This is a genomic window from Enterococcus sp. DIV0660C (assembly GCF_017316125.1).
Classification (GTDB): domain Bacteria; phylum Bacillota; class Bacilli; order Lactobacillales; family Enterococcaceae; genus Enterococcus_B.
In genome coordinates, this window is the sequence record NZ_JAFLWA010000012.1 from 161,467 (window position 1) to 187,249 (window position 25,783).

Sequence of the window (25,783 nt, forward strand, 5' to 3'; positions counted from 1 at the left end):
TGAGTCTTTTCATAAAAGTTAGTTCGTTCGTTTTTTTCTTTGTAAAGCGGCGGAAATATCTGCTAAAAACTCTTCTTTTCCAAAAAATTCTTGGTTCAACAATTCTGGAAAGATAAAATCAAAGAAATAGTTTACGCTTGGTCGATGATCGAATTCTTTAATGGTTAAAATCGATTCAATAAACATTTCGCGATAAACTTTTTCAGGATTATTCTTGCTGATTTCATCAAATGATTCATAAAGCAAATCCACTTTGTCCGCGATTGCGAGCAACTCTCCTTCAATCGTGTCATCTTTTCCTTCAAATAATCGACGACGATAAATTTCTTGAAATTCTGTTGGGATCTCTTGATTGATAAATTCATCAGTCATTTTTTCTTCAACTGTGTGTAACATCCCACGTAGTTCTTTATTTGCATACTTTACAGGTGTTTTGATGTCACCAATAAAGCGTTCTGTATAATCGTGATTCAATGATTTTTCATATAACAGTTTCCAATCAATCGCCTGCCCATTGGCTTCTTCGATATCACCTAAAACTTGTGCGATTGATGCTACTCGAAACGAATGTGCAGCTACCGTGTGTTCAGTGTGCTTGAAGAAGCCAGGCGCACGAATAATTTTTTCTAAATTGTTTAATCCTAAAAGATATTCATTTAAGCCCATGTTGCCATCTCTCCTCCATACTTTTCCAACAATCATAGCATTTACTCTTTATATCATGCAATTACAAAGAACTAAAACTACCAGTTTTTAACTTTTATTTATCACAAGTTTTACAAAATGTATTTGTACCATTATTTTAGAATAAGAGATACCGATTAAAGAATTTGTTTCAATTTTTATTGATTTGTTTCGTTTTGATTTGAGTTGTTTTCACTTTTCGGAATAAATATATTCCTCTCTTTGGATAACACCTTTTTACTGTTTATCATGTGCAGCGATTTTAATTAGTTGATCAAGATTAGGTGTTTTCGTACCCGTTTCTTTTTTGAACGCTTCAAAGGAACAAATAATCAACTCGATTTCTGCATAACTACCTTGAGCAGATGCCATCAATGGTGTGGCAAACATTCGTTTCAAACCAATCTTTGTCAGAAATTTATTTCCCAATAAATTTTTCTGAATCTTTGGTACTATTGGATACCCATTTTCTTCTAAGACAGTAAATGCTTCTTTAAAAGCTAAAGCTGTTATAGAAAATATATGATTCATTTCTTGTTTATTTTTCATTTTTTGTCGATAAATAAGATCTAAGCTATTCAGCACCATAATCAATGCCGCATGACTTTTTAGCCAATCAAATAAGGTAGGATCTGATTGCCATTGATAATTCGTTTGAGCAAAAATTTGCTTTAAAAGTTGGGGCATTAGGGAATCATCGGGATCAAGGTAGACTTTCATTTTGCCTCCATTGAAACGTAAAATCGTAATTAAGTTCCCTTCCCTTGTTCCACCAGTATTTTGAAAACCAAAAAAGACTTGTTTAGCTGGATCTTTTTGAACGATTTTTTCTTTTAAAATTTCTGGATTCATTTGATTACCAACAAAAATCACTCTTTGACTGTGATTCGCAGCAATTGGTTCAATCACAGAATCAAAATCATTGTATTTCATTGTGACAAAAATCAAATCATACTTATCTGTTGGCTCTAGTCTTGAGATTATTTTGATTGTATCTACTGTTCTTTTCTTCTGAATAACGTGTTTTAACTCAAGTCCATTTGTTTCTAGCTGTTCCTTCGTCTTTCCTCTAGCAAGGATCGTTACTTCATTCTCTTTATTTTTAGTAAGAATATGTGCAAGATAACTTCCTTGAATACCTGCACCATAAATTAATAGCTTCATTTTTTCTCCTTTATGAACACCTGTTTATAAATCAACGAACATCCAGTATAATAAACAGACTGGCATCAGCAATCAATCATCAAAAATGATAATCTGTTGATTAACAAACACATCACTTAAAACGACAGGAGAATCACATGGATCGACGAGTACGTAAAACACAAACAGCTATTCAAACAGCCTTTTTTCAATTGCTAAAGAAGCAAGGCATCGAACGAGTAAAAGTTAGCGAGATTTGCGAATTAGCTGACATCAATCGCGGAACATTCTACTTAAATTACTTAGATAAATATGATCTTTTAGAAAAAATGATCCAACAATCCATTCAAGAATTAATTACCTATTGCCAAACAGAAACAACAGAAACAGACGATCTGCTAATAAAAACTTTTCAATTCATTGTAGAGAACCAGGAAACGTATCGAATGTTGATTGCTTCTGATAAACAGGGTCTATTTACTGATTACCTAAAAAAACATATCGTGACTTTTACAGCCATAAACGGTCAGCCACAAACAACGGAAGCAATTTTTATTGCGAATGGAATCGTAGGTGTCTTGAATCATTATTTGTCTTCTCATGAAGCTTCGATTGAATCATTGTATGAAATCAAACCAATTATTGAACGATTTCAGCTACCGACAGACGGAGCAAAACTCTAATATAAAAGACGACAACACTATGAAAATAGTTGTTATCGTCTTTTTATTAAGCATTCCAGTTTTCTGGATCTTTTTTCCAACTTTTTAGCAAATCCAATTCTTCTTCATTGATGTAATTTGCTTCACGTGCTGTTTCAATTAATGTTGAATAATTAGTTAATGTGATCAAAGGTATCTTTGCTTGGGAAAAATTCGTTAATCCTTTGGATAATTCATAAGTAAAAATTGCTGCTACACCTAGCACATTGGCACCTTCACGTGTTGCTGCTTCACAAGCTTCTAACACGCTGCCACCGGTTGAAATCAAATCTTCAATGACAACCATTTTTTGACCTTCGAAAATTCGACCTTCGATTTGATTTCCTTTGCCATGATCTTTTGCTTTGCTGCGAATGTAAACCATTGGTAAATCAAGGATATCTGCAACCCAAGCAGCGTGCGGGATACCTGCTGTTGCTGTTCCAGCAATTACTTCGACTTCTGGAAATTCTGCTTTGATTTTTTTGGCTAAACCATTTGCAATTTCCTGGCGAACCTTAGGATAACTCATCGTGATACGATTATCACAATAAATTGGGCTTTTCAATCCACTTGCCCAAGTAAATGGTTGTGTTGGGTTCAAGAATACTGCTTCAATTTCTAGTAAGTCTTTTGCAATCAATGTTTCAACAGTCATTAGTGTTCGCTCCATTCGTTTTTTATTGTTTGATAAGCTTCGTAAGGATTTTCTGCTTGTGTAATTGGACGCCCAACTACGATAAAGTTTGCACCAATTTCTCGTGCCCGCTTTGGCGTCACCACTCGCGTTTGATCGCCAATATCTGCACCTTGTGGTCGTATACCGGGTGTCAAACAAACAAATTCAGCAGTTGTAGCATCTTTGATTTTAGTTACTTCCAGTGCGGAAGAGACGACACCATCTAACCCTGCTTCCTGTGCGCAAGTCGCGTAATGGATCACGCTTTCTTCTAAGGGTACTTCAATCAGTTGATCATGATGCATTTCTTCTTCACTTGTCGAAGTCAGCTGAGTGATTGCTAATAATAATGGTCGTTGTTTCCCTTCTGGTGTTCCTGATACTAACCCACGCATCGCAGCTTCCATCATTCGGATTCCTCCGGCGGCATGTACACAAGTGATATCAACACCTAGCTTCGCTAAACCACGCATTGCTTTTTCAACTGTATTGGGAATATCATGTAATTTCAAATCTAAAAATACATCGTGTCCTAATTCTTTTAACCAACGGACAATCGCTGGCCCTTCTTGATAAAAGAGTTCCATTCCAATTTTAACAAATAGTTTTTCCTCCTCGGGAAATAATTGTAAAAATTGTTCTACTTCGTTTCGGTTTGAAAAGTCTAAAGCAACAATCGGTCGCTGATTCATTGTTGGCGCTCCTCTCTAACTTCTTGAATAAGTTGTTCCAATGATGAAATACCTAGTTCAGCCATTCGCTGAGGTAAAGCATCAATCAATTTTGGGCAAATATATGGATCTGTAAAATTGGCCGTTCCAACTGCGACTGCACTTGCACCCGCCATAATCATTTCTAATACATCATCAACCGTCTGAACACCACCCATACCAATAATCGGCAGTTTAGAAACACCTGCGACTTGATGAATCAAGCGAATAGCAACTGGTTTAATTGCTGGGCCAGAAAGACCGCCTGTTTGATTCGCTAAAATCGGTTTTCTTGTCTTTAAATCGATACGCATTCCTAAGAGTGTGTTAATCATGGTAAACCCGTCTGCTCCACCTGCTTCAATCGCTAAAGCAATGGGAACGATATCAGTAACGTTGGGCGATAATTTGACATAGATCGGAACCTTTGCAACTTTCTTTACCGCCTGTGTCAGCTGAAAAGCGACATCAGGATCTGTACCAAACGCAATACCTCCGTGCTTTACGTTTGGGCAAGAAATGTTCAATTCGATTGCTTTTACATTAGGTGCGTCACCAATTTTCCCGCAGACTTCCACATAATCTTCTTCGCACGCCCCTGCTACATTGGCAATAATTGGTAGGTCAGGATATTTTTCTAATTCAGGCAATAGCTCATTCATCACAGTTTCTAGTCCGGGATTTTGTAAGCCGATTGCATTCAGCATACCTGATGGGGTTTCAGCAACACGAGGTGTCGGATTACCAAATCTAGCTTTAGGTGTCGTTGCCTTAACCATGATTGAGCCCAGTTGATTCAAATCATAATACTGCCCATATTCTTTTCCAAAACCGAAACAGCCACTGGCAGGCATAATTGGATTTTTCAATTCAAGTCCTGGTATTTTTACTGCTAATGATGGTAATGTCATAGAATCACCTCTCCCGCTTTGAAAATCGGACCTTCATCACAGACTTTCACACTTTTTGTTTCGTCTTCTGCCTTATGACACACACATGCATAACAAGCACCGATTCCACACGCCATGCGTGATTCTAAAGAAAGTTGAACATTAGGATGGGTATGGAAAAAATGCTCAACCGCTTTTAACATTCCGTTTGCACCACAAGCAAACACTGCATCTGGTTTCTTATTTTCTTCCGCTAATAAAAGATTGCCTACATTTCCTTTAACGCCTGCTGAACCATCATCTGTTGCGATTTTTGTTTCTCCCAGTTGCCGGAATTTTTCTTCGTCATACATGACATCCGCTGACGCAAAACCTAAAAAGTGTTTGACCTTGACACCTTTTGCTTTCAGTTGATGGGATAATTCATATAATGGCGGAATTCCGATACCGCCGCCAATGATAAATGCAAAATCCCCAGCTTTTAAGCCCGTTAAGTCAAACCCGTTTCCAAGCGGCCCCATCACATCTAGCGTATCGCCTGCCGTCAACGTTGAAAATGATTTGGTTCCGTCACCTTCTACACGATAAATGATTCGACAAGTATTCGTGCTTGGATCGATTTTATTTAAACTAATTGGTCTGCGTAATAACAAGTCAGCTTTAGGAACACGGATATGAATAAATTGACCCGGACGCTTCATCTCTTGAACTAGTTCACCCTTTAGTGTCAGCTCGAAAATTCGTGGTGCTAACTGATTTTGTTGAATGATTTCCATAACTTCTTGTTTCATATCCACACTCCTATACTTATCGACTCTGTTAAAACTTATTGCTGAACTTTTTTGTACTCAACCTTTTTCACAAAACAGCTCCTCAGAGCAACGCACAACTAGTCAGAAACGATCAAAATGATTCTATTCGTTGTCAATTACTTCTTCGGAGCTAAGTGAATGAGGCGAACCGTTTTTAAATTGCTTTTGTTGAGAACGCCCGTGACTCCATCACTCGGACGATTGCGTCTGCTGTATCAAGTGACGTAAAGAGTGGTACGCCGTGTTCGACTGATTCGCGTCGAATAATAAAGCCATCTTTTGACGCATTCCCGCGGTCTTTATCAATCGTGTTCACAACTACTTGTGCTTTTCCTGTCCGAATGATATCGACTACATTTTCTTCTGTTGTTGTTTCTGAAATTTTTGCTACTGTCGTAACGATTAACCCGTTGTTCCGGAAAAATTCTGCTGTGTGTTTCGTACCTAATAAGCTGTAACCAATCTCTGCAAAGCGTTTAGCTAAGCCTAATGCTTCTTCTTTTGTTTCGTCTGCAATCGTAAAGAGAACTGCACCATAGTCTGGCAGATTTAAACCAGCTGCTCGGAAAGCTTTATACAAAGCTTTATCTAAGTTTCGATCAGATCCCATGACCTCACCAGTTGATTTCATTTCTGGTCCTAAGTATGTGTCGACCTTTTGTAACTTCGTAAATGAGAAGACAGGTGCTTTGACATGGACATCTTCGGTTTCTGGATAAAGGCCTGTTTCATAACCTAATTCCCGCAAACTTTGACCCAAAATAGCTTTGGTTGCTACTTGTGCCATTGGAATCCCAGTTACTTTACTTAAAAATGGTACGGTACGGCTTGCACGGGGATTGACTTCGATCACATAAACTTTTTCTTCATGGATAACAAATTGGATATTCATCATCCCGATACAGTTTAGTCCTAACGCTAATCGTTTCGTGTAATCTTCAATTGTTGCTTTGATTTCTTCTGATAAGGTTTGTGGTGGGTACACTGCCATTGAGTCACCTGAATGGACCCCAGCACGCTCAATATGTTCCATAATTCCGGGAATCAGGACAGTTTCTCCATCACAGATTGCATCAACTTCGCATTCACCGCCTATTAAGTAACGATCAATCAAAACAGGATGCTCAGGTGAGGCTTTCACAGCATGTTCCATATAATCCTCTAAGTCACGCTGATTTTCTACAATCTCCATCGCCCGTCCGCCGAGCACATAACTCGGACGAACTAAAACAGGATAACCAATCATCGTTGCGATTTTTACAGCTTCTTCCTTGCTTGTCGCTGTGTCTCCTAGTGGTTGCGGAATCTTTAGTTCTTGTAACGCTTGTTCAAATAAATCACGATTTTCTGCTCGATCCAAATCTTCAATCGTCGTTCCTAAAATTTTCACACCAGCCTTTGCTAGTGGCTCACCTAAATTGATTGCCGTTTGTCCACCAAACTGAACGATAACGCCAATTGGTTGCTCTAACTCAATTACATTCATCACATCTTCAAAAGTCAGTGGTTCAAAATATAGCTTGTCTGAAACGGAGAAATCTGTGGAAACTGTTTCTGGATTGCTATTCATAATAATGGCTTCATATCCTGCTTGTTGGATTGCTTTTACTGAATGAACCGTTGCATAGTCAAACTCCACCCCTTGACCAATCCGAATGGGACCAGATCCAAGTACTAAAACAGAAGGTTTGCCTGAGCGGCTACTTTCATTTTCAAATTCGTACGAGCTATAAAAATAAGGCGTGTTCGATTCAAATTCAGCTGCACAAGTGTCTACCATTTTGTAGACGGGCAACAATTGGTTTTCTTTTCGAAGTTCACGAATTTTTTCGGGTGTTGTCTGCCATAACTGTGCAATTTTTTTGTCTGTAAAACCGTTTTTCTTTGCTAATTTCAACAGTCTTAAATTAGAAGGTTCTTCTTGTAATTGGGCTTCAATTTCAATGATATGAAGTAGTTTATCTAAGAAAAAGAGATCAATCTTTGTTAACTCAGCGATTTCTTCGATTGGGTAACCCCGGCGTAAAGCCTCAGCAACATAAAACAGACGATCATCTTGTGCTCGAACCATTTTTTCAATTAGCTGATCTTCATTCACGTCTACCAGTTCTGGAAGCTCAAGGTGATGTGTTCCGATTTCAAGAGAACGAACGGCTTTGAGCAGTGACTCTTCGATGTTACGACCAATTGCCATGACTTCACCTGTTGCTTTCATTTGTGTTCCCAATACGCGTTCTCCATTTTCAAATTTATCAAATGGCCAACGTGGGATTTTTGCAACCACATAGTCTAAAGCTGGTTCGAATTCTGCATAAGTTGTTCCAGTTACTGGATTTTTCATTTCATCTAAAGTCAAACCCAATGCAATTTTTGCCGCTAATTTTGCAATAGGATAACCCGTTGCTTTACTTGCTAGTGCAGAAGATCGTGAAACGCGTGGATTGACTTCGATCACATAATAATTGAAGCTATGTGGATCAAGAGCAAGTTGGACGTTACAACCACCTTCAATTTTCAATGCGCGAATAATCGAAAGTGAAGCATCGCGCAATATTTGATATTCATGATCAGATAATGTTTGGCTTGGTGCGAAAACAATGGAATCGCCTGTGTGGATACCCACTGGATCAAAATTTTCCATGTTGCAAACAACAATTGCATTATCAGCTGAATCACGCATGACCTCGTATTCGATTTCTTTGTACCCAGCAATACTGCGTTCGATCAAGCATTGCGTAACTGGTGATAAACTTAAGCCATTTTCTGCAGTCATTCGCAATTCTTCTTCATTTTCACACATTCCACCACCTGTACCTCCAAGGGTAAACGCAGGTCGGACAATGATTGGATAGCCAATTTTATTTGCAAAAGCAACGGCATCCTCAACCGTTGTCACGATTTCTGATTCGGGAATCGGCTGCTTTAAGTCTTCCATTAATTTTTTGAACAAATCTCGGTCTTCTGCTTGGTCGATTGCTGAAAGCTTCGTACCCAGAAGTTCAATATGAAGTTCCTCTAAAATTCCTGATTCAGCTAATTCCATCGCCATGTTCAAACCTGTTTGTCCACCTAGTGTTGGAAGCAGTGCATCTGGACGTTCTTTTCTTAAAATGCGTGAAACAAATTCTAAAGTTATTGGTTCGATGTAGACTTGATCTGCAATTTCTTGATCTGTCATAATCGTTGCAGGATTTGAGTTGACTAAAACAACCTCATAGCCTTCTTCTTTTAGTGCAAGACAAGCTTGCGTTCCAGCATAATCAAATTCGGCTGCTTGACCGATGATGATTGGCCCCGAGCCAATCACCATGATTTTTTTGATATCTGTCCGTTTTGGCATTCTTATTGCTCCCTTCCTGCATCCATCATTTCCATAAATTCATCAAATAAGTGTAGTGCATCGTGTGGTCCTGGTGCTGCATCAGGGTGAAATTGCACACTAAAAGCAGGGTAATCGCGATGGCGAATCCCTTCCACTGTTCCATCGTTCACTTCAATATGAGTGACCATTAGTTTATTCGGATCAATCGTGTTTTCATTAACAGCATAGCCATGGTTCTGTGAAGTAAAATCAATTCTCCCTGTCGCAATTTCTCGTACTGGATGATTTAATCCTCGATGACCAAATTTCATTTTATACGTGTCTGCACCATTAGCTAGTGCAAACAATTGGTGCCCTAAACAAATACCAAAAATTGGTACTTTTCCTTGTATTTCTTGAATCATCTTGATTGCTTCAGGCACATCTTTCGGATCGCCTGGTCCATTTGTCAGCATCACACCATCGGGAGCAAGTTCAAGAATCGTTTTTGCTTCAGTATTATAAGGCATGACTGTTAAATTACAATTTCGTTTACTTAATTCGCGCAAGATACTATGTTTCAACCCAAAATCAATGACAACCACATTTCTCCCCGTTCCAGGACTTGGATAAGGTTTGTTGGTTGACACTTGCTGGACTTGATTCGTTGCTAAAACAGTCGCTTTTAATTGATCAAATGCGTGTTCAAAGCTATCACCTGCATCAACAATACTTGCTTTCATCGTTCCAACTTCACGAATTTTCCGCGTTAAAGCTCTTGTATCGATTCCCGAGATTCCCGGAATCCCTTTTTGTTTCAAAAACGCATCTAACGTCATTTGATTGCGCCAGTTTGAAGCCACTCGCGCATGTTCTTTCACGACAACACCCTTACAAGTCGGCGAAATCGACTCGTAATCATCTCGGTTCACACCATAATTTCCGACCATTGGATAAGTGAAGGTAATGATTTGGCCATTAAAACTTTGGTCTGTAATCGTTTCTTGATACCCAGTCATACTTGTCGTGAAAACAATTTCACCAAAAACATTTGCATCTGCTCCAAAGGCTTGTCCTTCAAATACAGTTCCATCTTCTAAAATCAGTAATCGATCCATACTGCTCCTAGACCTCCTTTTGCCAAGCAATTTTTCCGTCAACGAATGTCAACAATGTTTCCCCTTTGACCGTCCAATCAACGAATGGTGTATTCTCACCTTTTGACAAGAAGTCTTCTTTCGCAATTTTATACTCGTGTTCGATATCAAACACTGCAATATCTGCCGGCGCACCAATGGTTAGTGTACCAGCGTTCAAGTTAAAAATCGCTGCTGGTTTAACCGCTAGCCAGCCAATGACTTGTTCTAGTGTAAAAATACCAGTTTCAACAAAATGAGTATAAATCAACTGAAAGGCTGTTTCGCTTCCAACGATTCCAAATGGCGATTTCAAGAAGCTTTGACTCTTTTCTTCTAGACCATGAGGGGCATGATCTGTCGCGATACAATCAATTGTTCCATCAAGTAATCCTTCAATCAGTGCTTCGCGATCTTCGCGCCCACGTAGCGGCGGATTCATCTTCCAAAAACCAAAATCTTCTGGAATATCCTCATCAATCAGAAGCAAATGGTGTGGCGAAACTTCAGCTGTGACATGAACACCAGCCTTTTTCGCGTCGCGGATGATCCGAACACTTTCTTTGGTTGAGACATGACAGACGTGGTAATGGACACCTGTTTCTTCCGCTAAAATTAAGTCTCTCGCAATTTGTGAAGATTCAGTTGCACTTAAAATTCCCGGCAAATCCAATTCTTCGGCTTTTTCGCCCGCGTGCATGACGCCGCCGAATAATAAGGACTCATCTTCAGTATGAGCAACCAGTGCTTTATTATTTTTTGCAGCTTCTTTCATTGCTAGATACATCGTGCCTGCCGTCTGTACACCAACACCATCATTGGTGAACGCAAAAGCACCTGCGTCAATCAGCGCCTCTTGATCGACTAAAACTTCACTTCGGAGTTTTTCAGTAATTGGTGCATACTGTAAAACTTTCACTACTGCATCTCGCTTGATGATTTCATAGACTTGGCTTAATTTTTCAGCAGTATCAGGTACAGGATCTAGGTTAGGCATTGCACACACTGTAGTAAATCCACCATGTGCTGCTGCTTTTGTTCCTGCTTCAATCGTTTCTTTATACGTAAAACCAGGCTCTCTTAAATGAACATGTACGTCGACAAGTCCTGGTGTGATGAGTTGTCCTTTTGCGTCAAACACTTCATCAAATTCAGTCTCAGAAAATCCCGTACCAATTGCTTTGATTTTTCCTTCTTCAATCCAAATTTCTGCAGGTGTTGTTTCATTTTTTCGTGTAATGATTTGACCGTTTTTAATGAGTGTTTTCATGTCTTCGTCCTCCTACTTTTACGCTTTTCCGTTTAGTACTGCCTCTAGAATTGCCATTCTGACAAATACGCCATTGCTCATTTGTTGAACAATTCGTGACTGTAATCCCTCAACTAGTGAATCGGCTAGTTCAACGTCACGATTGACGGGTGCTGGGTGCATGATAATTGCATGTTTTTGCAATTTCTTCGCCCGTTCAACAGTTAAACCATGTTCTTGGTGATAGCTTTCTTTTGAGAAACTTTCTTTTCCATCATGACGCTCATGCTGTACTCGGAGCATCATCATTACATCTACCTGGTCGAGTAATTCATCCAATGGCAAGTAGTGCCCGTAAACTTCAAATTCATTGTCATACCATTCTTCTGGCCCAGAGAAGAAAACTTGTGCACCTAGGCGTTTCAACATTTGCATGTTTGATTTTGCGACACGTGAATGTGTGATGTCACCAACGATAGCTACTTTCAATCCGTCAAAATGGCCAAATTCTTCGTAAATCGTCATCAAATCTAGTAAGCATTGTGTTGGATGCTGTCCACTTCCATCTCCACCGTTGATAATCGAACATTGAATTGTTTTACTTTGAATCAAGTCTTCATAGTAGTTTTCATCTCCATGACGGATGACTGCAACATCTACTCCTAATGCGGACATTGTCAAAACCGTATCGTAAAGTGTTTCTCCTTTTGAAACTGAGCTTGTGCTTGCTTCAAACTCGATTACTTCTAAGCCTAGCTTTTTCTCAGCTACATCAAAACTTTTATGTGTTCTTGTACTATTTTCAAAAAATAAGTTAGTTGCAAAATATTGGCTCTTTTGTGGTGTCCATTTTGCCCCTTGTTTGAACTCTTGCCCGCGACGAATCAAGCCCATAACTTCTTGGTCTGTTAGTGCTTCAACGGTTAATAAATGTTTTAAACTGATACGTTCTGATTGGATGATCATGAATGTTCCTCCTAGTTTTCTTCGCTACGTGAAGTTTCTGGTAAGATAAGATTTAAAATGATACCAAGGACAGTTGCTAATGCCATTGCTGATAACGTGAATGTTCCTACTTGGAAGACTAAGCCTCCGATACCGACAACCAAGATGACTGCTGCAATCAATAAGTTTTTCTTTTTATCAAAATCTACTTTGTTCTCAATCAAGATTTTCATCCCGCTAGCTGCGATAACTCCGAACAAGATAAAACTGATTCCTGAAATAACAGGTCCAGGGATGCTCAAGATCAAGGCACTCAGTTTCCCGACAAATCCTAAGATAACTGCGAAGAATGCTGCTCCACCAATCACAAAGACGCTGTGCACTCGTGTGATTGCTAACACGCCAATGTTTTCTCCATAACTTGTAACTGGAGGACCACCGACAAATGCTGCAACGATTTGTGCTAAACCGTCACCCATCAATGTTTTATGCAAACCAGGCTCTTCAAAGAAGTTTCTGCGTGTTAATTTGTTCAGTACCATCAAGTGACCGATATGCTCTGTCATCGTAACAAATGCGATTGGCGCCATTGTTGTAATTGCACCTAAGTATAGTTTTGGTTCATATTGAACAAATGGAATTTCAAAGTTTGGTAAAGCAAACCAGGCCGCATCTGCGATTGGTTGCGTATCAACAATCCCAAAGAGTAAGGCAACAATGTAGCCACTTACGATTCCTAACAAAATTGGAATCAATCCAAGAAATCCGCGTAAGAACATGTTGAAGAAAATCGTCAAACCTAACGTGATTAGCGCTACAGCAATGTATTTAAAATCGTAATTGCCATCGTTGTACATTGCATTATTTGCGGCATTTGCTGCCAATCCCAATCCGATAACCATGATTACTGGCCCAACAACGATTGGTGGTAAGATTCGATCAAGCCATGCTGCACCGATTTTTTTGATGATCAACGCGACGATCAAGTAAACTAATCCAGTAGTGATTGCCCCTTGCGCAATCGCTGGGTAACCATCTGTTTTCATCAACATTTGCATCGCTGCAATGAAGGCGAAGCTACTTCCTAAGTAAGCTGGAATTTTTCCCTTCGTTGTAAACAAGTAAACCAGTGTTCCTAGTCCTGAACTGACTAACGCAATCCCTGGGTCGATCCCGACTAAAATCGGTACTAAAACTGTTGCGCCAAACATCGTGAATAAATGCTGTAAACTCAACCCAACCCAATGGCCTAATTTTGGACGGTCATGAATGTCTAATACGACACTATCATTATGAAATTCTTTTTTCTCTGACATATCTCTTCCCCTATTCTTCCTCTTTTAAAATCATGATACGATCTTGTCCATCAAGTTCTTGCATCTCTACCAGAATTTCTTCTGCTTTTGATGTTGGAATGTTTTTGCCAACATAGTCTGCTCGAATCGGTAGTTCGCGATGGCCACGATCGACTAGGACAGCTAATGAAATTTTTCTTGGTCGACCTAAGTCCATGATTGCATCCATTGCTGCTCGAATCGTGCGACCGGTGTAAAGCACGTCATCAATCAAGATAACTTCTTTTCCTTCTAAGGAAACTGGCACATCTGATGAATGTAGTTCAGGTCCTTCTGCCAGTTCTTTTTTGTCATCACGATACAAAGTGATATCCAACTCACCAACTGGAACTTCGATGTCTTCCAACTGTTTCAATCGTTCGGCAATCCGAGCAGCAATATAAATCCCTCGTGTTTTGATTCCCACTAAAACGATATCTTCGATGCTGTGATTTCTTTCAATGATTTCATAAGTAATTCGTGTCAACGCTCGTTTCATTGTTACTTGATCGACTACTTCTTTGGTTTGCATGATGTTTCCCTCCATTTTTTTGCATAAAAAAACTCCTGCCCTAAGAGGACAGGAGGTATGTTTAGACTGATTGTACAATTTGGTACGTTCATAGATAGCTGATACAGTTACACTGTTAGCTATACTTCGTCTTGAGCATCTCTCATATAGCGCACCATATGGTCGATTACTCACACCCTTCTTAGCCTCACGGGACTAAACTTAAAGGATTACTATTTAATTTTCGTTTAAGCTTTTCGTTGTTAATACTATACCGTTGCTAACATAAAAAATCAATGACTTTTTCTTAATTTTTCTAAAGTTTTTTCAAACACTTCAGGAAGTGGTGCTTCAAAGACCATTTCTTGACCTGTGACAGGATGTGTGAACCCTAGCATTTGTGCATGGAGGAACTGACCATTTCCTGGTAAAGTTTTCTTTGGTCCATATACAGGATCACCTGCCAAGGGAAAACCAATATATTGCATGTGTACGCGAATTTGGTGTGTACGTCCTGTTTCTAATTTTAGCTCAACCAAAGTAAATCCTTCAAAACGTTCTAGTACAGTAAAATGCGTAACAGCAGATTTTCCATCTTCACGAACAGCTTGCATCTTACGATTGACTTTTGACCGACCAATCGGTGCATTGATTGTTCCCTTATCGTGTGAAATTTCACCATGAACCAATGCGACATATTTACGTAAAGAAGTCTTGTCTTTTAATTGTTTAGCCAATGATTCATGTGCTTGGTCATTCTTAGCTACCATCAACAAACCAGAAGTATCTTTGTCAATTCGATGGACGATCCCGGGACGAATCACACCATTGATGGAAGACAAATCTTTGACATGATACATCAATGCATTCACCAAAGTTCCATGGCTGTGCCCAGCTGAAGGGTGGACCACCATGCCTTGTGGCTTATTGATAACTGCCACATCTTCATCCTCATAAACAATTGCTAACGGAATGTCTTCCGCAATGACATCTAGCGTTTCCGGTTCAGGAATCGCTACAAAAAGCTCATCCTTTGCTTTCACCTTATAATTTGCCTTAACTGGTTGACCATTTACAGCAACCACGCCTTCTTTTAACCAAAGTTGGATTTGAGAACGACTATAATCAGGAAATAATCCCGTTAAAACTTTGTCAATCCGCCCTGTTTCTTGTTCAATTGTTGCTCTTAATTCTGTCATTTTTTCACTTGATCCTTTTCATCTAAAATAATATATATCAATATGCAAATCACACCACAAACTAATGAAATATCTGCGACATTGAATATTGGGAAATTCATAAAATCTGTTTGGAACATATCTACTACATAACCTAAACGAACACGATCAATAAAGTTTCCAATCGCGCCAGCTAAGATCAATGCCAAACCAGTCATAAACCAGCGGCTACCTGTCTGCCGATTTTTGATCATTAGATACATGATTGCTATAACAGCAACGACTGTCACCACAGTAAAGAACCACATCTTTCCTTCTAGCATACTCCACGCGGCTCCCGTATTCCGAATATGATTCAGCGATAAAACACCAGGAATCATTGATTGTGTTTCTCCTAATGCTAAGTTACTTGTAATCCACCATTTGACCCATTGATCTACTGTAATCAAAGCGCCACTAACTATCCAATATATAATTAACACACGATCAATCCTTTTCTACTTGTTTAAAAATATCTCTTGGTCGAATAATCCCTAATAGATTACCATCAGGGTTTCCATCTTTTGTAATCAATACCGCTTCCAGTGTACCTTGTTCACGAAACATCAACTCAACTTCGTAGATCTTCGTGTTTGCAGAAACAAATTGATAGTTTGTATATTTCCCATCACCAATAATCAAATCTTTGGCTTGCTTTCGCGTTAAGTCAATCACTCCCTGTTGGCTTTCTTTCGCCAACCAAAACCCAATCGCTCGTAAAGTGATCAATGCTTCAAATTTTCCCTTATTATACAGTGGAAATTGTGAATAGCGTTTTTGAGCAATCGTCTCTAACAAATCAAGTAAAGGAATATTTTTATCAAAACCAGTCACTTTCTTCGCAAACTTTGGTAACACCGTAACTGGACGGATCAATGCCTCCTCAATGACTTGAATCTTATCAACTGCCCAGTCATTTGGCTCTGCAATGACAAAGTCTTCAGAAATTCTTTCGTGAACAATTGCGTTTCTTAATTGCGCCATTTGAAATAAATCTTCTTCATATTTACGCACCATCGACCCTTTTTTGCGAGCCAATCGGCGGACTAATTCGGTAAAGCCCATATTACGCGTGTTTCCCATTTCTTCACGCATCCATTTCTCAATACGATTGAAGCTACTTAAAAATACATCAGAGTTACTCATACTCACTAGTGTCCTCCTTGATGACATAAGCTTGGTTTTTAATGAAGAAAAAGAAGCCGATCATGCCAATGACAGCTACCAAGCTATAGAATAGATTACTAAAATAAATGGCACTCAAACTCGTGAAGAAAAAAAGTACCGGATACAATTGCAATAGAAGTAAGTTCATCGTAATAACATACGCATCTTTCGGCAATGCTATTTGATAAACTGCACTTTTTAACCAAAAAAACGAGACTTGCATCGTTAGTGGAGCGGCTACCTCTACTTCCACACTGTCTTGCTGATTTAAGTAAATAGATTTTCCATTAATTTGTAGTCGAATAGAACTTCCCATTCCATAAAAACCAGTTTTTCTGGTGAATTTTATTTTCATAATGCCCCTCCTATTATGCTTTAGTATAACTTAAAACTCAACAATGAAAAAGAAAAAGAAGGCCTGACAAAACTTTTGTCATACCTTCCACTTTTTTGAATCATTCATTGAATATTAAAACAAACCGATGACTTCTCCTTGATTTGTTACGTCCATATTTAACGCTGCAGGTTTTTTTGGCAATCCCGGCATCGTCATCACATCACCCGTGAGCGCTACTAAAAAACCAGCTCCCAATTTCGGAACAAATTCTCGAATCGTAATCGTAAAATCAGTTGGCGCTCCAAGCAACGTTGGATCATCTGAAAATGAATACTGCGTTTTTGCCATACAGACTGGTAAGTCACTCCACCCATTTTTTTCAAACTCCTCGATTTGTTTCTGTGCTTTTTTACTAAATTGAACGCCTCGACCACCATAAATCTTTTTGACGATTGTCTCTGCCTTCTCCATAATCGTCGCAGTTGATTGATACAACGGTTGATAGTCAGCTGTTTGTTCAGCAATTAGTTCTACTACAGCTTTCGCCAAATCCACACCACCAAGTGCTCCTTGTTCCCATACACTGACACGTTTAGCTAAGATACCTTGGTTTTCACATAACTCCTCTAGCAAAGCAAATTCCGCTTTCGTATCCGTAACAAACTCATTGATTGCTACAATCACAGGAATATCGTACAAACGCATATTTTCAATGTGGCGTTTCAAATTAACAAATCCAGCCTTCAAAGCAGATAAATCCTCTTCAAGTAATTCTGACTTTTGTTTGCCTCCATGCATTTTTAACGCACGAATCGTTGCAACAATTACAATTGCATCTGGTGCTTTCTTCAAATTAGGAACTTTGATATCAAGAAACTTCTCCGCACCCAAATCCGCACCAAATCCTGCTTCCGTAACCACATAATCAGCTAATTTCAAAGCTGTTTTAGTCGCTAAAATACTATTACATCCATGGGCAATATTGGCAAACGGTCCCCCATGAATAAACGCAGGTGTTCCATAAATCGTTTGAACTAAATTTGGTTTTAACGCATCTTTTAGCAGTAAAGCTAAAGCTCCCTCTACTTTTAAGTCACCTGCAGTGACAGGTTCTTTGTCAAAAGTATAACCAATAACGATACGCGCTAGTCGCGCCTTTAAGTCATCTAAGTCAGTGGCTAAACACAAAATTGCCATGATTTCACTGGCTACAGTAATATCAAAGCCATCTTCTCTTGGTACACCTTGGATTGGTCCACCTAAACCGACAATCACCTGCCGTAACTCGCGATCATTCAAGTCAACCACTCGTTTCCAAATCACACGTCTGGCATCAATCTGTAATTCATTTCCTTGATGGATATGGTTGTCTAAAAAAGCTGACAGTGCATTATTCGCACTTGTAATAGCGTGCATATCGCCAGTAAAGTGTAGATTGATATCTTCCATTGGTAAAACTTGTGCGTAACCACCGCCAGCTGCCCCACCTTTAATCCCCATGACGGGTCCTAACGAAGGTTCTCTTAAAGCGATTGCTGCCTGCTTATTGATCTGATTTAGTGCATCTCCTAAGCCAACTGTAACAGTTGACTTTCCTTCCCCCGCAGGAGTTGGATTAATTGATGTGACCAAAATCAATTTGCCATCCTGCTTTTCTTTTAGCTCCTCAATTGCCGAAAAATTTATTTTTGCTTTGTAATTTCCATACAGTTCCAAGTCTTCATAGCCAAGATTCACTTTATCTGCTATCTCAACAATCGGTTTTAAGTCAGTTTCCTGTGAAATTTGTAAATCACTCTTCATCAAACTACCCCTTTACACGAACTTTAATTCAATTTAAACACTTTTTGTTAAGTTATTTTTATTATACACGTTTTCAATTGAAATAAAAAGATAGAATAGATATCTCTTTCATTTATTTGACGTACTTATAAATACTCTTTATAATGTGGCTATGGTAGATTTTAAGAAAGGTCGTGAGTGCTTTGACCCAAGGAATCGTGAAATGGTTTGACAATAAAAAAGGATACGGGTTTATCAGTTATGATGAAACGGAGGAAATTTTTGTCCATTTTACCGCAATCGAGGAAGAGGGCTTTAAGAGTCTGGAAGAAAACCAAGCAGTGGAGTTTAAGATTATTGAAGGCAATCGTGGAACACAAGCAGCTCATGTTAAAAAATTAAGCTAGTTGAGACTATTTATAAGTAAATCTACAAAATAAATGAATAAAAAAATCACAGTTGAGACATTTTTTGTCTCAACTTTTTTATTATTTTAGCGAACTAAAAAGGAGTTGTAGACAAAAATCCTCAACTCCTTCTTCTCATTTGTTTATGAGCACTATTTGATCTGCTCTTTCTATTTATCTTTTCGTGACTGTTTCACAAACACTTCTTGTGAAGCCCCTGTAAAATAATTACGAACAGACACTTGATCTTTTGCACGTAATAAATAGATTGTCGGCTCTAACTCATCTGCCAACTTCAACTCTAAACCATGATCATGTGGAGCAACCTTTTCAACTTGCTGTAACGTTATTTTTTTGTCTTTCCAAAAAGCAGCATAGCGAATTTTGATTGAATTTTTTTCTAATACAAATGAACGACGTAACCCTAACAATAAAAACACAGCAAAAATGCCCATGACTACATTGCTTTTCCAATAAGGTCTCGTATTTTCAAGAGACAAAATCAAGCTGAAAAAGAAAATAATCAACGTCAAAGACCAATAGATGATCGACTGTGCCAGTTCTGGTTGCCAGCGAATAATTTTTTTCATTGTCTAACCTCGCATGATAAGTAATAATGCTATAATCATATCATAACACTATTTTATTTTAAAAAGGAGATATTCATGTTACGAGTATACATTGATGCTTCAACAAAAGGCAACCCTGGGCCAAGTGGTGGCGGTATCATAATTCTTGGAGAAAACCGGTATGAACAGTTAGCTGTTCCTCTTTCTGATGGTTCAAATCACGAAGCAGAATTCGAAGTCTTTTTAAAAACTTTAGAGATTTTAAAGGAAAAGACTTTGAATACTGAAACGATTTTTTGTTATTCGGATAGTAAAACCTTAGTTTCCACCATTGATAAAAATTTTACAACGAACGACTTATTTCAACCCTACTTGTCAGCAATCCAAAGACTTCTTCCAGAATTTTCATTGTTTCTTTTACAATGGATTCCTGAAAGTAAAAATAAAGGCGCTGATAACCTAGCACGACAAGCATTGAAAAAACAACTCAAACAGATAAAAAAATAAACCGAAAACCATGAAATCTAACAAGTTTCATCGTTTTCGGTCTTTTAATAAACTTTTCTTGTTTGCCAAAATAACTTCTCAAACTAACTCTTCAGTAATCTATTTTATTTCAAGAAAATAAGTAAACCTATTTTGAACATCTACTCACTAGCTTGTCAGAGCTATACACTTGGGCTACAAACCTTATCTTCGGTGACTCCCCAAGCAACTCCTTCCAAATATGCCTACATTTCGCGAAATTTTATTCTTATTTTTTGGAGTTTAGCACTTCGATCACAATAAATAATTATGATCGAAAGTTATCTCAACCTGATACTTGCCAATTTTTTGCTTGACTTGCTCTCGAATGATTTCTTCCAATTTCTCGTCAGAAAAGTGACATTGTTGAGGAACAACCACATCAAATTGCAAAATTTTCCCTTCTTTTACCACGCGAAAATCATGAATTTTAAGTCCTTCTGCCGTAGTTGCAACGATTTCACGCAATGTTTGCAATATTGCTAAATAACGTTCATTACTCACTGGAACAGGATCTAAATGACAAACCAAATCAACTGCTAAACGTTCTTTGAAATCTTTTTCGATTCGATCAACAATTCGATGTGCCTGATTCAAGTCTAAACTATCATCTACCTCAATATGAACCGATGCAAATCGTTTACTTGGTCCATAATTGTGTACTAACAAATCATGATACCCTAAAATTTGGTCGTAATTATTCAGTGAAGCTTCCATTTCTTCGATTTCCTCTGTTGTAGGTCGACTGCCCATTAATTCATAGACAAAGTCACGGACCATCATTCCACCGCTATACAGAATATAGAGGGCTAACGCAAATCCGATGTAGCCATCAATTCTCCACCCAGTCAACCACTCAACGCCTGCTGAAATCAAAACTGCTAACGTTGTGAATACATCATTGTAACTATCCGTTGAAGTTGCCCGTAAAGCATTCGAATCAATTTTTGTTGCAATTCGACTGTACATTTTTCCTTGAATGAACTTCAAACCAATTGAAAAAATCAAGACTAAAAAGACAACTGGGGTCAAAATAATATTTTCTGGATGAATAATTTTTTGAAAAGAAGATTCTAAAAATGTAAAGCCCACATAAGAAATAATAATTGACACAAATAATCCACTAATATATTCAAATCGTTCATGGCCATATGGATGCTCATTATCTGCTGGTTTAGCTGCAATCTTAAAACCAACCAAAGTCAATACAGAGGACGCAGTATCCGACAAACTGTTGATTGCATCTGCCATGATTGACACACTACCTGATAAGATCCCAATCATAAATTTGGAAACAAATAAAATCAAATTGGAAATCAACCCCATAATACCCGCTAAAATTCCTTGCTTCGTCCGTTCTTTGCTCGTTGCTTTTTCTGCTGTTTGTTTTCTTGTCACATGCTTACTCCCTTATCTAAAAAGATATGCTCTCATTCGTCTTGCTTATTCTGGTTTCAAAGGGGTCGCAGCAAAGAGTGCTTTAGCAATAAGTGGCGTAATAACCCCTGCACCAATCGCTTCAGGAATCCCATTGATCCCCGCAACCCCAATCAAAGTCTTAAACAAAAGTGATGTATCCACACCATATGCATTGGCAGTTGCACTCGTATAAAAGATACCCATGAAGCCTAAAACAAGTAAAGTATTTGTTAAGGAACCAAGTACTCCTGCTGTAGCAGCACCTATCACCACTGATTGTTTTTTTCGATAAATCCAATGAAAGACAACACCTGCTACCAAACCAACAAGCACCCGTGGCACTACTGAAATGATTGGATTTGTAAAGACTAACGTATCAAAAGGCGTTGTTGGCATGGCAAAAGCACGAACTATGGTTGCAATTCCCCAAAACAAACCAATCAGCATGCCATCTTTAGGTCCTAACACAACAGCTGCAACAATAACTGTAATATGGATGATTGTCAAACTGATGAAACCTAATGGAATAAATCCCAGCCAAGGAACCATTGCTTGAACAATAATGATTGCCAATAAGACTGCACGTAATACTAAACGAAATGTTTTATTTCTACTATTCATTTCCAAACCCCACCTTTTTCTTTTCATCGTAAAAAGTTCTTACTCATTCGTCAACTATTTACGTTTATCTTAAAATAGACACAAAAAAACAAGCGGACTTGGAATGACTATTTTCCAATAGCATCCCAAGTCTTGCTCATGTTTAAACGGTAAATTTTAACAAATGATTATTGGTTAAGCAACCAATTTTTTGCTTCAGCTAATGCATCTGGAATACCTGCTGGATTTTTCCCTCCAGCTTGTGCCATGTCCGGACGACCTCCGCCACCACCGCCAACTTTCGGTGCGATTGCTTTGATCAAGTCGCCTGCTTTTAGCCCAGCTTCATTTGCTTCCTTCGACATAGCAACTAACAAACTAACTTTTCCTTCTTGTTCATTTGCCAGAACAAGAATATCAGAGATTGCTTTTTGTTTCCATTGATCTGCTAGTTGACGTAATTGGTTCATATCTTTCACTTTTACTTGTGAAGCAATCAACGTTTTTCCAGCAACTGTTTCTGGGTCTTTGAAAATGTCTCCCGCTTGTTGATTAGCTAATTTACTTGCTAATTTTTCATTTTCTTTTTGTAATTCACGTAATTGTTGTTGTAACTGTTCTGCTTTTGTAACGACTTCTTTTAATTGAGGTGATTTGACAATTGCTGCAACTTCTTTTAATTGTTTTTCTTCACCTTCTAGTAGTTCGTAAGCCTCTTTACTTGTAACAGCTTCGATACGGCGAACGCCTGCACCGATTCCTGATTCAGAAACAATTTTGAAAATACCAATGTCTTCTGTATTTGACACGTGTGTCCCACCACAAAGTTCGATTGACCATTCACCAATATTGATGACACGAACTTCACGACCATATTTTTCACCGAATAAGGCCATTGCACCCATGTTTTTTGCTGTGTCAATATCTGTTTCAATTGTTTGAACTGGAATAGCTTCCCAGATTTTTTCATTAACAATTCGTTCCATTTGAGCTAGTTCATCTGCTGTGATTTGGCCAAAATGAGTGAAGTCAAAACGTAAGTGTCCCGGAGCAACTAATGAACCCGCTTGGTTTGCATGTTCACCTAAAGTTTCTTTTAACGCTTTATGCAATAAGTGAGTCGCCGTATGATTTTTAATGATTCGATTACGCATTGGTTCGTTGATTGCTAAATGATAGATTGCACCTTCTTGCATTGGTGATTTGACTGTTACTGTATGCATAAATTGACCATTTGGTGCCTTTTGAACATCTGTAACCGTTGCAACTACTTCTTTTGCATCATTTAATATCCAACCTTGGTCAGCCACTTGTCCACCCATTTCGGCATAGAAAGGTGTTTCAGCAAAAATCAATTGAGCAACACCTTCTGTTACTTCACTTAGTAATTCTTCGTCTTGAACGATCACTAGCAATTTACTGTCTGCCTCAACTTCTGTATAACCAATAAATTTACTATCCACTTTGATATCTGTTAATAATGCAGATTGGACGCCCATTGATTTTTCCGTGCTTCTTGCAGAGCGGGCACGTTCTCTTTGTGCTTCCATTTCTTTTTCAAAACCAGCATGATCGACTTTTAGCCCCTCGTCTTCTGCTACTTCTTCCGTTAATTCTACTGGGAAACCATAAGTGTCATAAAGTTTGAAGATATCTTTACCAGCTAAAGTTGTTCCTTTTGCTGATTTTACATCTTCAATCACTTGGTTTAAGATATCTAAACCTTCATTGATTGTTTCATTAAAGCGTTCTTCTTCTGTACGAATTACTTTTTCAATAAATTCTTTTTGTTGTAAAACTTCTGGATAGTAGCTAACCATGATTTCACCAACAACTGGAACTAATTTATACAAGAAAGCTTGATTGATTCCCAATTTTTTTCCATGCATAACGGCACGACGTAATAAACGACGTAATACATAACCGCGTCCTTCATTTGAAGGTAGTGCGCCATCTCCAATCGCAAAAGATAACGCACGAATGTGGTCAGCAATTACTTTATAAGAGATATCTGTTGTTGGATTTTCGCCATACTTCACTTGGTTACTTAATTTTTCAACAGCGTGAATGATGGGCATAAATAAATCTGTCTCAAAGTTAGTTGGTGCATCTTGAACGATAGAAACCATCCGTTCTAAGCCCATGCCCGTATCAATGTTTTTATGTGGTAATGGTTCAAATGTGTTATCTGGTTTATGGTTAAATTCAGAAAATACCAAGTTCCAGATTTCTAAATAACGTTCATTTTCGCCACCAGGATAATTTTCTGGATCATCTTCGGCTAAATCGTTATATGATTCACCACGGTCATAAAAGATTTCTGTATCGGGACCACAAGGACCGGCACCAATATCCCAGAAGTTATCTTCTACATCGATAATGTGGTCCATTGGTAAGCCCACTTCTTCATGCCAAATACGTTTTGCTTCAGTATCTTTTGGATAAACGGTAACATATAACTTTTCAGGGTCAAAAGCCATCCATTCAGGGCTTGTCAAAAATTCCCATGCCCAGTGGATTGCTTCTTCTTTGAAATAATCTCCGATAGAAAAGTTTCCTAGCATTTCAAACATCGTATGATGACGCGCAGTTTTTCCGACATTTTCAATATCATTTGTTCGAATTGATTTTTGTGCATTAGTGATTCTTGGATTTTCTGGAACAACTGAACCATCAAAATATTTTTTTAATGTTGCTACTCCTGAATTGATCCATAACAAAGTTGGATCATTAACTGGTACTAATGAGGCACTTGGCTCAATTGTGTGTCCTTTTGATTGGAAAAAATCTAAAAACATTTGGCGAACTTGTGCACTACTTAATTGTTTCATTCCATTACCTTCTCTCATTGTTTTTCAATACAAAAAACACCATTACAGCCAAGGACGAAAACTCGCGGTACCACCTTGGTTGCAATGATGTTTGATCATTACCTCTTAAACTCGATAACGCTGAGTTGCGTTGATATTTCTATCAAAAGAAAAAAGGGAGCAATTTGATTGGCAACTATTCTTTTTTCAGCCTAGAAAGAATTTTCTGTGAGTCCCTAAAAACAAATCATGTCCTTTTTTGTACTCGTTAAGTATACGCACTTCACGGTTGTCTGTCAATAATGCTTTTCTATTTTGCCTCTTTTTGCTTTTCTTCGTTTGTGTTACGCTGAATAAAAAAGTTGATTGAAGGAGAAGCTTTATGAACGTATTTTTTGGCAATGAAACTTGGATTCAAGCAGCAAGCTTTACGCTTCGCTATGAAGTCTTTGTCTTAGAACAGAACATTCCACCTGAATGGGAGTTTGATGTACTCGATACCAGTCAAAGAAATTATTTTTTACTTCTCGATGATCAAATCCCTGTTGCAACCTTACGTTATCAACTGAAAAACGAAACATGTTTTCAACCTGACCGTTTTTGTGTAGCAAAAGCCTATCGCAAACAAGGAATTGGACGTTCACTTTTGTTCAAAGCAGAACAATTTGCCAAAAATAATGGCTGCTGTTTAAGCTATTTAGTCGCTGAACTAACAGCACAATCTTTTTATGAACTTTGTGGATATAATTCCTGTACGTCTCCTTTTGAAGAAGATGGTATTCTTTGTATCGGTATGGAAAAAATTTTATGATTGGTTAACTCAATAACAACATAAAAAAAGTGAACCAAAACAAA

The 25,783-nt window shown here is 38.3% G+C and carries 25 protein-coding genes; 4 read left to right on the plus strand and 21 right to left on the minus strand.

The window, feature by feature from the left end:
• Positions 1-18: 18 nt before the first annotated feature.
• Together DOK81_RS03600 and DOK81_RS03605 are read right to left on the minus strand one after the other, a co-directional pair.
• Positions 19-666, minus strand: coding sequence for a YfbR-like 5'-deoxynucleotidase (locus DOK81_RS03600; RefSeq protein ID WP_206908157.1), 648 nt, complete (start codon positions 664-666; stop codon positions 19-21).
• A 255-nt stretch (positions 667-921) separates the two neighbouring features.
• On the minus strand, positions 922-1,848 hold the full coding sequence (locus DOK81_RS03605) for a 2-dehydropantoate 2-reductase N-terminal domain-containing protein (protein WP_206908161.1): 927 nt from the start codon (positions 1,846-1,848) through the stop codon (positions 922-924).
• A gap of 137 nt (positions 1,849-1,985) precedes the next feature.
• Here DOK81_RS03605 and DOK81_RS03610 point away from each other — a divergent pair, with 137 nt between their 5' ends.
• Entirely contained in the window at positions 1,986-2,510 is a 525-nt protein-coding gene (locus DOK81_RS03610; RefSeq protein ID WP_206908165.1) for a TetR family transcriptional regulator, read from the plus strand.
• A 46-nt stretch (positions 2,511-2,556) separates the two neighbouring features.
• Here the strand turns inward: DOK81_RS03610 and pyrE are convergent, their stop codons facing one another.
• From pyrE to DOK81_RS03685, 15 genes are all read right to left on the minus strand, one after another.
• A complete protein-coding gene (gene pyrE, locus DOK81_RS03615; RefSeq protein WP_206908168.1) occupies positions 2,557-3,186 on the minus strand; it encodes an orotate phosphoribosyltransferase in 630 nt (209 codons plus the stop codon).
• Positions 3,186-3,899 carry an orotidine-5'-phosphate decarboxylase gene (pyrF, locus tag DOK81_RS03620; protein ID WP_206908172.1) on the minus strand — a complete coding sequence of 238 codons (714 nt, stop codon included), beginning with the start codon at positions 3,897-3,899 and terminating at the stop codon, positions 3,186-3,188. The genes pyrE and pyrF overlap by 1 nt, the downstream gene beginning before the upstream one ends.
• Positions 3,896-4,828 carry a dihydroorotate dehydrogenase gene (locus DOK81_RS03625; protein WP_206908188.1) on the minus strand — a complete coding sequence of 311 codons (933 nt, stop codon included), beginning with the start codon at positions 4,826-4,828 and terminating at the stop codon, positions 3,896-3,898. The genes pyrF and DOK81_RS03625 overlap by 4 nt, the downstream gene beginning before the upstream one ends.
• A complete protein-coding gene (locus tag DOK81_RS03630) occupies positions 4,825-5,598 on the minus strand; it encodes a dihydroorotate dehydrogenase electron transfer subunit (RefSeq protein ID WP_206908191.1) in 774 nt (257 codons plus the stop codon). The genes DOK81_RS03625 and DOK81_RS03630 overlap by 4 nt, the downstream gene beginning before the upstream one ends.
• 175 nt (positions 5,599-5,773) lie before the next feature.
• A complete protein-coding gene (carB, locus tag DOK81_RS03635; protein WP_206908203.1) occupies positions 5,774-8,959 on the minus strand; it encodes a carbamoyl-phosphate synthase large subunit in 3,186 nt (1,061 codons plus the stop codon).
• Positions 8,960-8,961: 2 nt separating this feature from the next.
• Positions 8,962-10,038 (minus strand): carbamoyl phosphate synthase small subunit, encoded by a 1,077-nt coding sequence (locus DOK81_RS03640; protein ID WP_206908206.1) that lies wholly within the window; start codon positions 10,036-10,038, stop codon positions 8,962-8,964.
• A 7-nt stretch (positions 10,039-10,045) separates the two neighbouring features.
• On the minus strand, positions 10,046-11,326 hold the full coding sequence (locus DOK81_RS03645) for a dihydroorotase (protein WP_206908209.1): 1,281 nt from the start codon (positions 11,324-11,326) through the stop codon (positions 10,046-10,048).
• Positions 11,327-11,344: 18 nt separating this feature from the next.
• Positions 11,345-12,271, minus strand: coding sequence for an aspartate carbamoyltransferase catalytic subunit (locus DOK81_RS03650; RefSeq protein ID WP_206908212.1), 927 nt, complete (start codon positions 12,269-12,271; stop codon positions 11,345-11,347).
• 11 nt (positions 12,272-12,282) lie between these two features.
• Entirely contained in the window at positions 12,283-13,566 is a 1,284-nt protein-coding gene (locus tag DOK81_RS03655) for a solute carrier family 23 protein (RefSeq protein WP_206908215.1), read from the minus strand.
• Positions 13,567-13,576: 10 nt separating this feature from the next.
• Entirely contained in the window at positions 13,577-14,116 is a 540-nt protein-coding gene (pyrR, locus tag DOK81_RS03660) for a bifunctional pyr operon transcriptional regulator/uracil phosphoribosyltransferase PyrR (protein WP_067482259.1), read from the minus strand.
• A 272-nt stretch (positions 14,117-14,388) separates the two neighbouring features.
• A complete protein-coding gene (locus tag DOK81_RS03665; RefSeq protein WP_206908218.1) occupies positions 14,389-15,294 on the minus strand; it encodes an RluA family pseudouridine synthase in 906 nt (301 codons plus the stop codon).
• On the minus strand, positions 15,291-15,755 hold the full coding sequence (lspA, locus tag DOK81_RS03670) for a signal peptidase II (RefSeq protein WP_206908220.1): 465 nt from the start codon (positions 15,753-15,755) through the stop codon (positions 15,291-15,293). Before lspA ends, DOK81_RS03665 begins: the two co-directional genes overlap by 4 nt.
• A 4-nt stretch (positions 15,756-15,759) precedes the next feature.
• Positions 15,760-16,458 (minus strand): CBS domain-containing protein, encoded by a 699-nt coding sequence (locus DOK81_RS03675; RefSeq protein WP_206908222.1) that lies wholly within the window; start codon positions 16,456-16,458, stop codon positions 15,760-15,762.
• A complete protein-coding gene (locus DOK81_RS03680) occupies positions 16,451-16,834 on the minus strand; it encodes a hypothetical protein (RefSeq protein WP_206908223.1) in 384 nt (127 codons plus the stop codon). Before DOK81_RS03680 ends, DOK81_RS03675 begins: the two co-directional genes overlap by 8 nt.
• Positions 16,835-16,948: 114 nt before the next feature.
• A complete protein-coding gene (locus tag DOK81_RS03685; RefSeq protein ID WP_206908227.1) occupies positions 16,949-18,619 on the minus strand; it encodes a formate--tetrahydrofolate ligase in 1,671 nt (556 codons plus the stop codon).
• Positions 18,620-18,801: 182 nt separating this feature from the next.
• Here DOK81_RS03685 and DOK81_RS03690 point away from each other — a divergent pair, with 182 nt between their 5' ends.
• The gene (locus DOK81_RS03690; RefSeq protein WP_206899050.1) at positions 18,802-19,005 is read left to right on the plus strand and encodes a cold shock domain-containing protein; all 204 of its coding nucleotides are present in this window, start codon (positions 18,802-18,804) and stop codon (positions 19,003-19,005) included.
• A gap of 170 nt (positions 19,006-19,175) precedes the next feature.
• On the opposite strand, the gene DOK81_RS03695 is transcribed toward DOK81_RS03690, so the two are convergent.
• Positions 19,176-19,595, minus strand: coding sequence for an EbsA family protein (locus DOK81_RS03695; RefSeq protein ID WP_206908230.1), 420 nt, complete (start codon positions 19,593-19,595; stop codon positions 19,176-19,178).
• A 75-nt stretch (positions 19,596-19,670) separates the two neighbouring features.
• On the opposite strand from DOK81_RS03695, the gene DOK81_RS03700 reads away from it, so the two are divergent.
• Positions 19,671-20,081, plus strand: coding sequence for a ribonuclease HI family protein (locus DOK81_RS03700; RefSeq protein ID WP_206908231.1), 411 nt, complete (start codon positions 19,671-19,673; stop codon positions 20,079-20,081).
• Positions 20,082-20,354: 273 nt separating this feature from the next.
• Here DOK81_RS03700 and DOK81_RS03705 read toward each other — a convergent pair whose 3' ends face one another.
• The 3 genes from DOK81_RS03705 to alaS form a co-directional block, all read right to left on the minus strand.
• A complete protein-coding gene (locus DOK81_RS03705) occupies positions 20,355-21,425 on the minus strand; it encodes a cation diffusion facilitator family transporter (protein ID WP_206908275.1) in 1,071 nt (356 codons plus the stop codon).
• A 117-nt stretch (positions 21,426-21,542) separates the two neighbouring features.
• On the minus strand, positions 21,543-22,139 hold the full coding sequence (locus tag DOK81_RS03710; protein WP_206908240.1) for an ECF transporter S component: 597 nt from the start codon (positions 22,137-22,139) through the stop codon (positions 21,543-21,545).
• 167 nt (positions 22,140-22,306) lie between these two features.
• Positions 22,307-24,949: an alanine--tRNA ligase gene (gene alaS, locus DOK81_RS03715; RefSeq protein ID WP_206908243.1), complete on the minus strand. Its 2,643-nt coding sequence runs from the start codon at positions 24,947-24,949 to the stop codon at positions 22,307-22,309.
• A 361-nt stretch (positions 24,950-25,310) separates the two neighbouring features.
• On the opposite strand from alaS, the gene DOK81_RS03720 reads away from it, so the two are divergent.
• Entirely contained in the window at positions 25,311-25,739 is a 429-nt protein-coding gene (locus DOK81_RS03720) for a GNAT family N-acetyltransferase (protein ID WP_206908246.1), read from the plus strand.
• The last annotated feature ends 44 nt before the right edge of the window (positions 25,740-25,783 follow it).

Excerpts from the sequence above, each read along its gene's own strand:
- DOK81_RS03600 (WP_206908157.1), bottom strand. The coding sequence starts at position 666 with ATGGGCTTAAATGAATATCTTTTAGGATTAAACAATTTAGAAAAAATT.
- DOK81_RS03605 (WP_206908161.1), bottom strand. The coding sequence starts at position 1,848 with ATGAAGCTATTAATTTATGGTGCAGGTATTCAAGGAAGTTATCTTGCA.
- DOK81_RS03610 (WP_206908165.1), top strand. The coding sequence starts at position 1,986 with ATGGATCGACGAGTACGTAAAACACAAACAGCTATTCAAACAGCCTTT.
- pyrE (WP_206908168.1), bottom strand. The coding sequence starts at position 3,186 with ATGACTGTTGAAACATTGATTGCAAAAGACTTACTAGAAATTGAAGCA.
- pyrF (WP_206908172.1), bottom strand. The coding sequence starts at position 3,899 with ATGAATCAGCGACCGATTGTTGCTTTAGACTTTTCAAACCGAAACGAA.
- DOK81_RS03625 (WP_206908188.1), bottom strand. The coding sequence starts at position 4,828 with ATGACATTACCATCATTAGCAGTAAAAATACCAGGACTTGAATTGAAA.
- DOK81_RS03630 (WP_206908191.1), bottom strand. The coding sequence starts at position 5,598 with ATGAAACAAGAAGTTATGGAAATCATTCAACAAAATCAGTTAGCACCA.
- carB (WP_206908203.1), bottom strand. The coding sequence starts at position 8,959 with ATGCCAAAACGGACAGATATCAAAAAAATCATGGTGATTGGCTCGGGG.
- DOK81_RS03640 (WP_206908206.1), bottom strand. The coding sequence starts at position 10,038 with ATGGATCGATTACTGATTTTAGAAGATGGAACTGTATTTGAAGGACAA.
- DOK81_RS03645 (WP_206908209.1), bottom strand. The coding sequence starts at position 11,326 with ATGAAAACACTCATTAAAAACGGTCAAATCATTACACGAAAAAATGAA.
- DOK81_RS03650 (WP_206908212.1), bottom strand. The coding sequence starts at position 12,271 with ATGATCATCCAATCAGAACGTATCAGTTTAAAACATTTATTAACCGTT.
- DOK81_RS03655 (WP_206908215.1), bottom strand. The coding sequence starts at position 13,566 with ATGTCAGAGAAAAAAGAATTTCATAATGATAGTGTCGTATTAGACATT.
- pyrR (WP_067482259.1), bottom strand. The coding sequence starts at position 14,116 with ATGCAAACCAAAGAAGTAGTCGATCAAGTAACAATGAAACGAGCGTTG.
- DOK81_RS03665 (WP_206908218.1), bottom strand. The coding sequence starts at position 15,294 with ATGACAGAATTAAGAGCAACAATTGAACAAGAAACAGGGCGGATTGAC.
- DOK81_RS03675 (WP_206908222.1), bottom strand. The coding sequence starts at position 16,458 with ATGAGTAACTCTGATGTATTTTTAAGTAGCTTCAATCGTATTGAGAAA.
- DOK81_RS03680 (WP_206908223.1), bottom strand. The coding sequence starts at position 16,834 with ATGAAAATAAAATTCACCAGAAAAACTGGTTTTTATGGAATGGGAAGT.
- DOK81_RS03685 (WP_206908227.1), bottom strand. The coding sequence starts at position 18,619 with ATGAAGAGTGATTTACAAATTTCACAGGAAACTGACTTAAAACCGATT.
- DOK81_RS03695 (WP_206908230.1), bottom strand. The coding sequence starts at position 19,595 with ATGAAAAAAATTATTCGCTGGCAACCAGAACTGGCACAGTCGATCATC.
- DOK81_RS03700 (WP_206908231.1), top strand. The coding sequence starts at position 19,671 with ATGTTACGAGTATACATTGATGCTTCAACAAAAGGCAACCCTGGGCCA.
- DOK81_RS03705 (WP_206908275.1), bottom strand. The coding sequence starts at position 21,425 with ATGGGGTTGATTTCCAATTTGATTTTATTTGTTTCCAAATTTATGATT.
- DOK81_RS03710 (WP_206908240.1), bottom strand. The coding sequence starts at position 22,139 with ATGAATAGTAGAAATAAAACATTTCGTTTAGTATTACGTGCAGTCTTA.
- alaS (WP_206908243.1), bottom strand. The coding sequence starts at position 24,949 with ATGAAACAATTAAGTAGTGCACAAGTTCGCCAAATGTTTTTAGATTTT.
- DOK81_RS03720 (WP_206908246.1), top strand. The coding sequence starts at position 25,311 with ATGAACGTATTTTTTGGCAATGAAACTTGGATTCAAGCAGCAAGCTTT.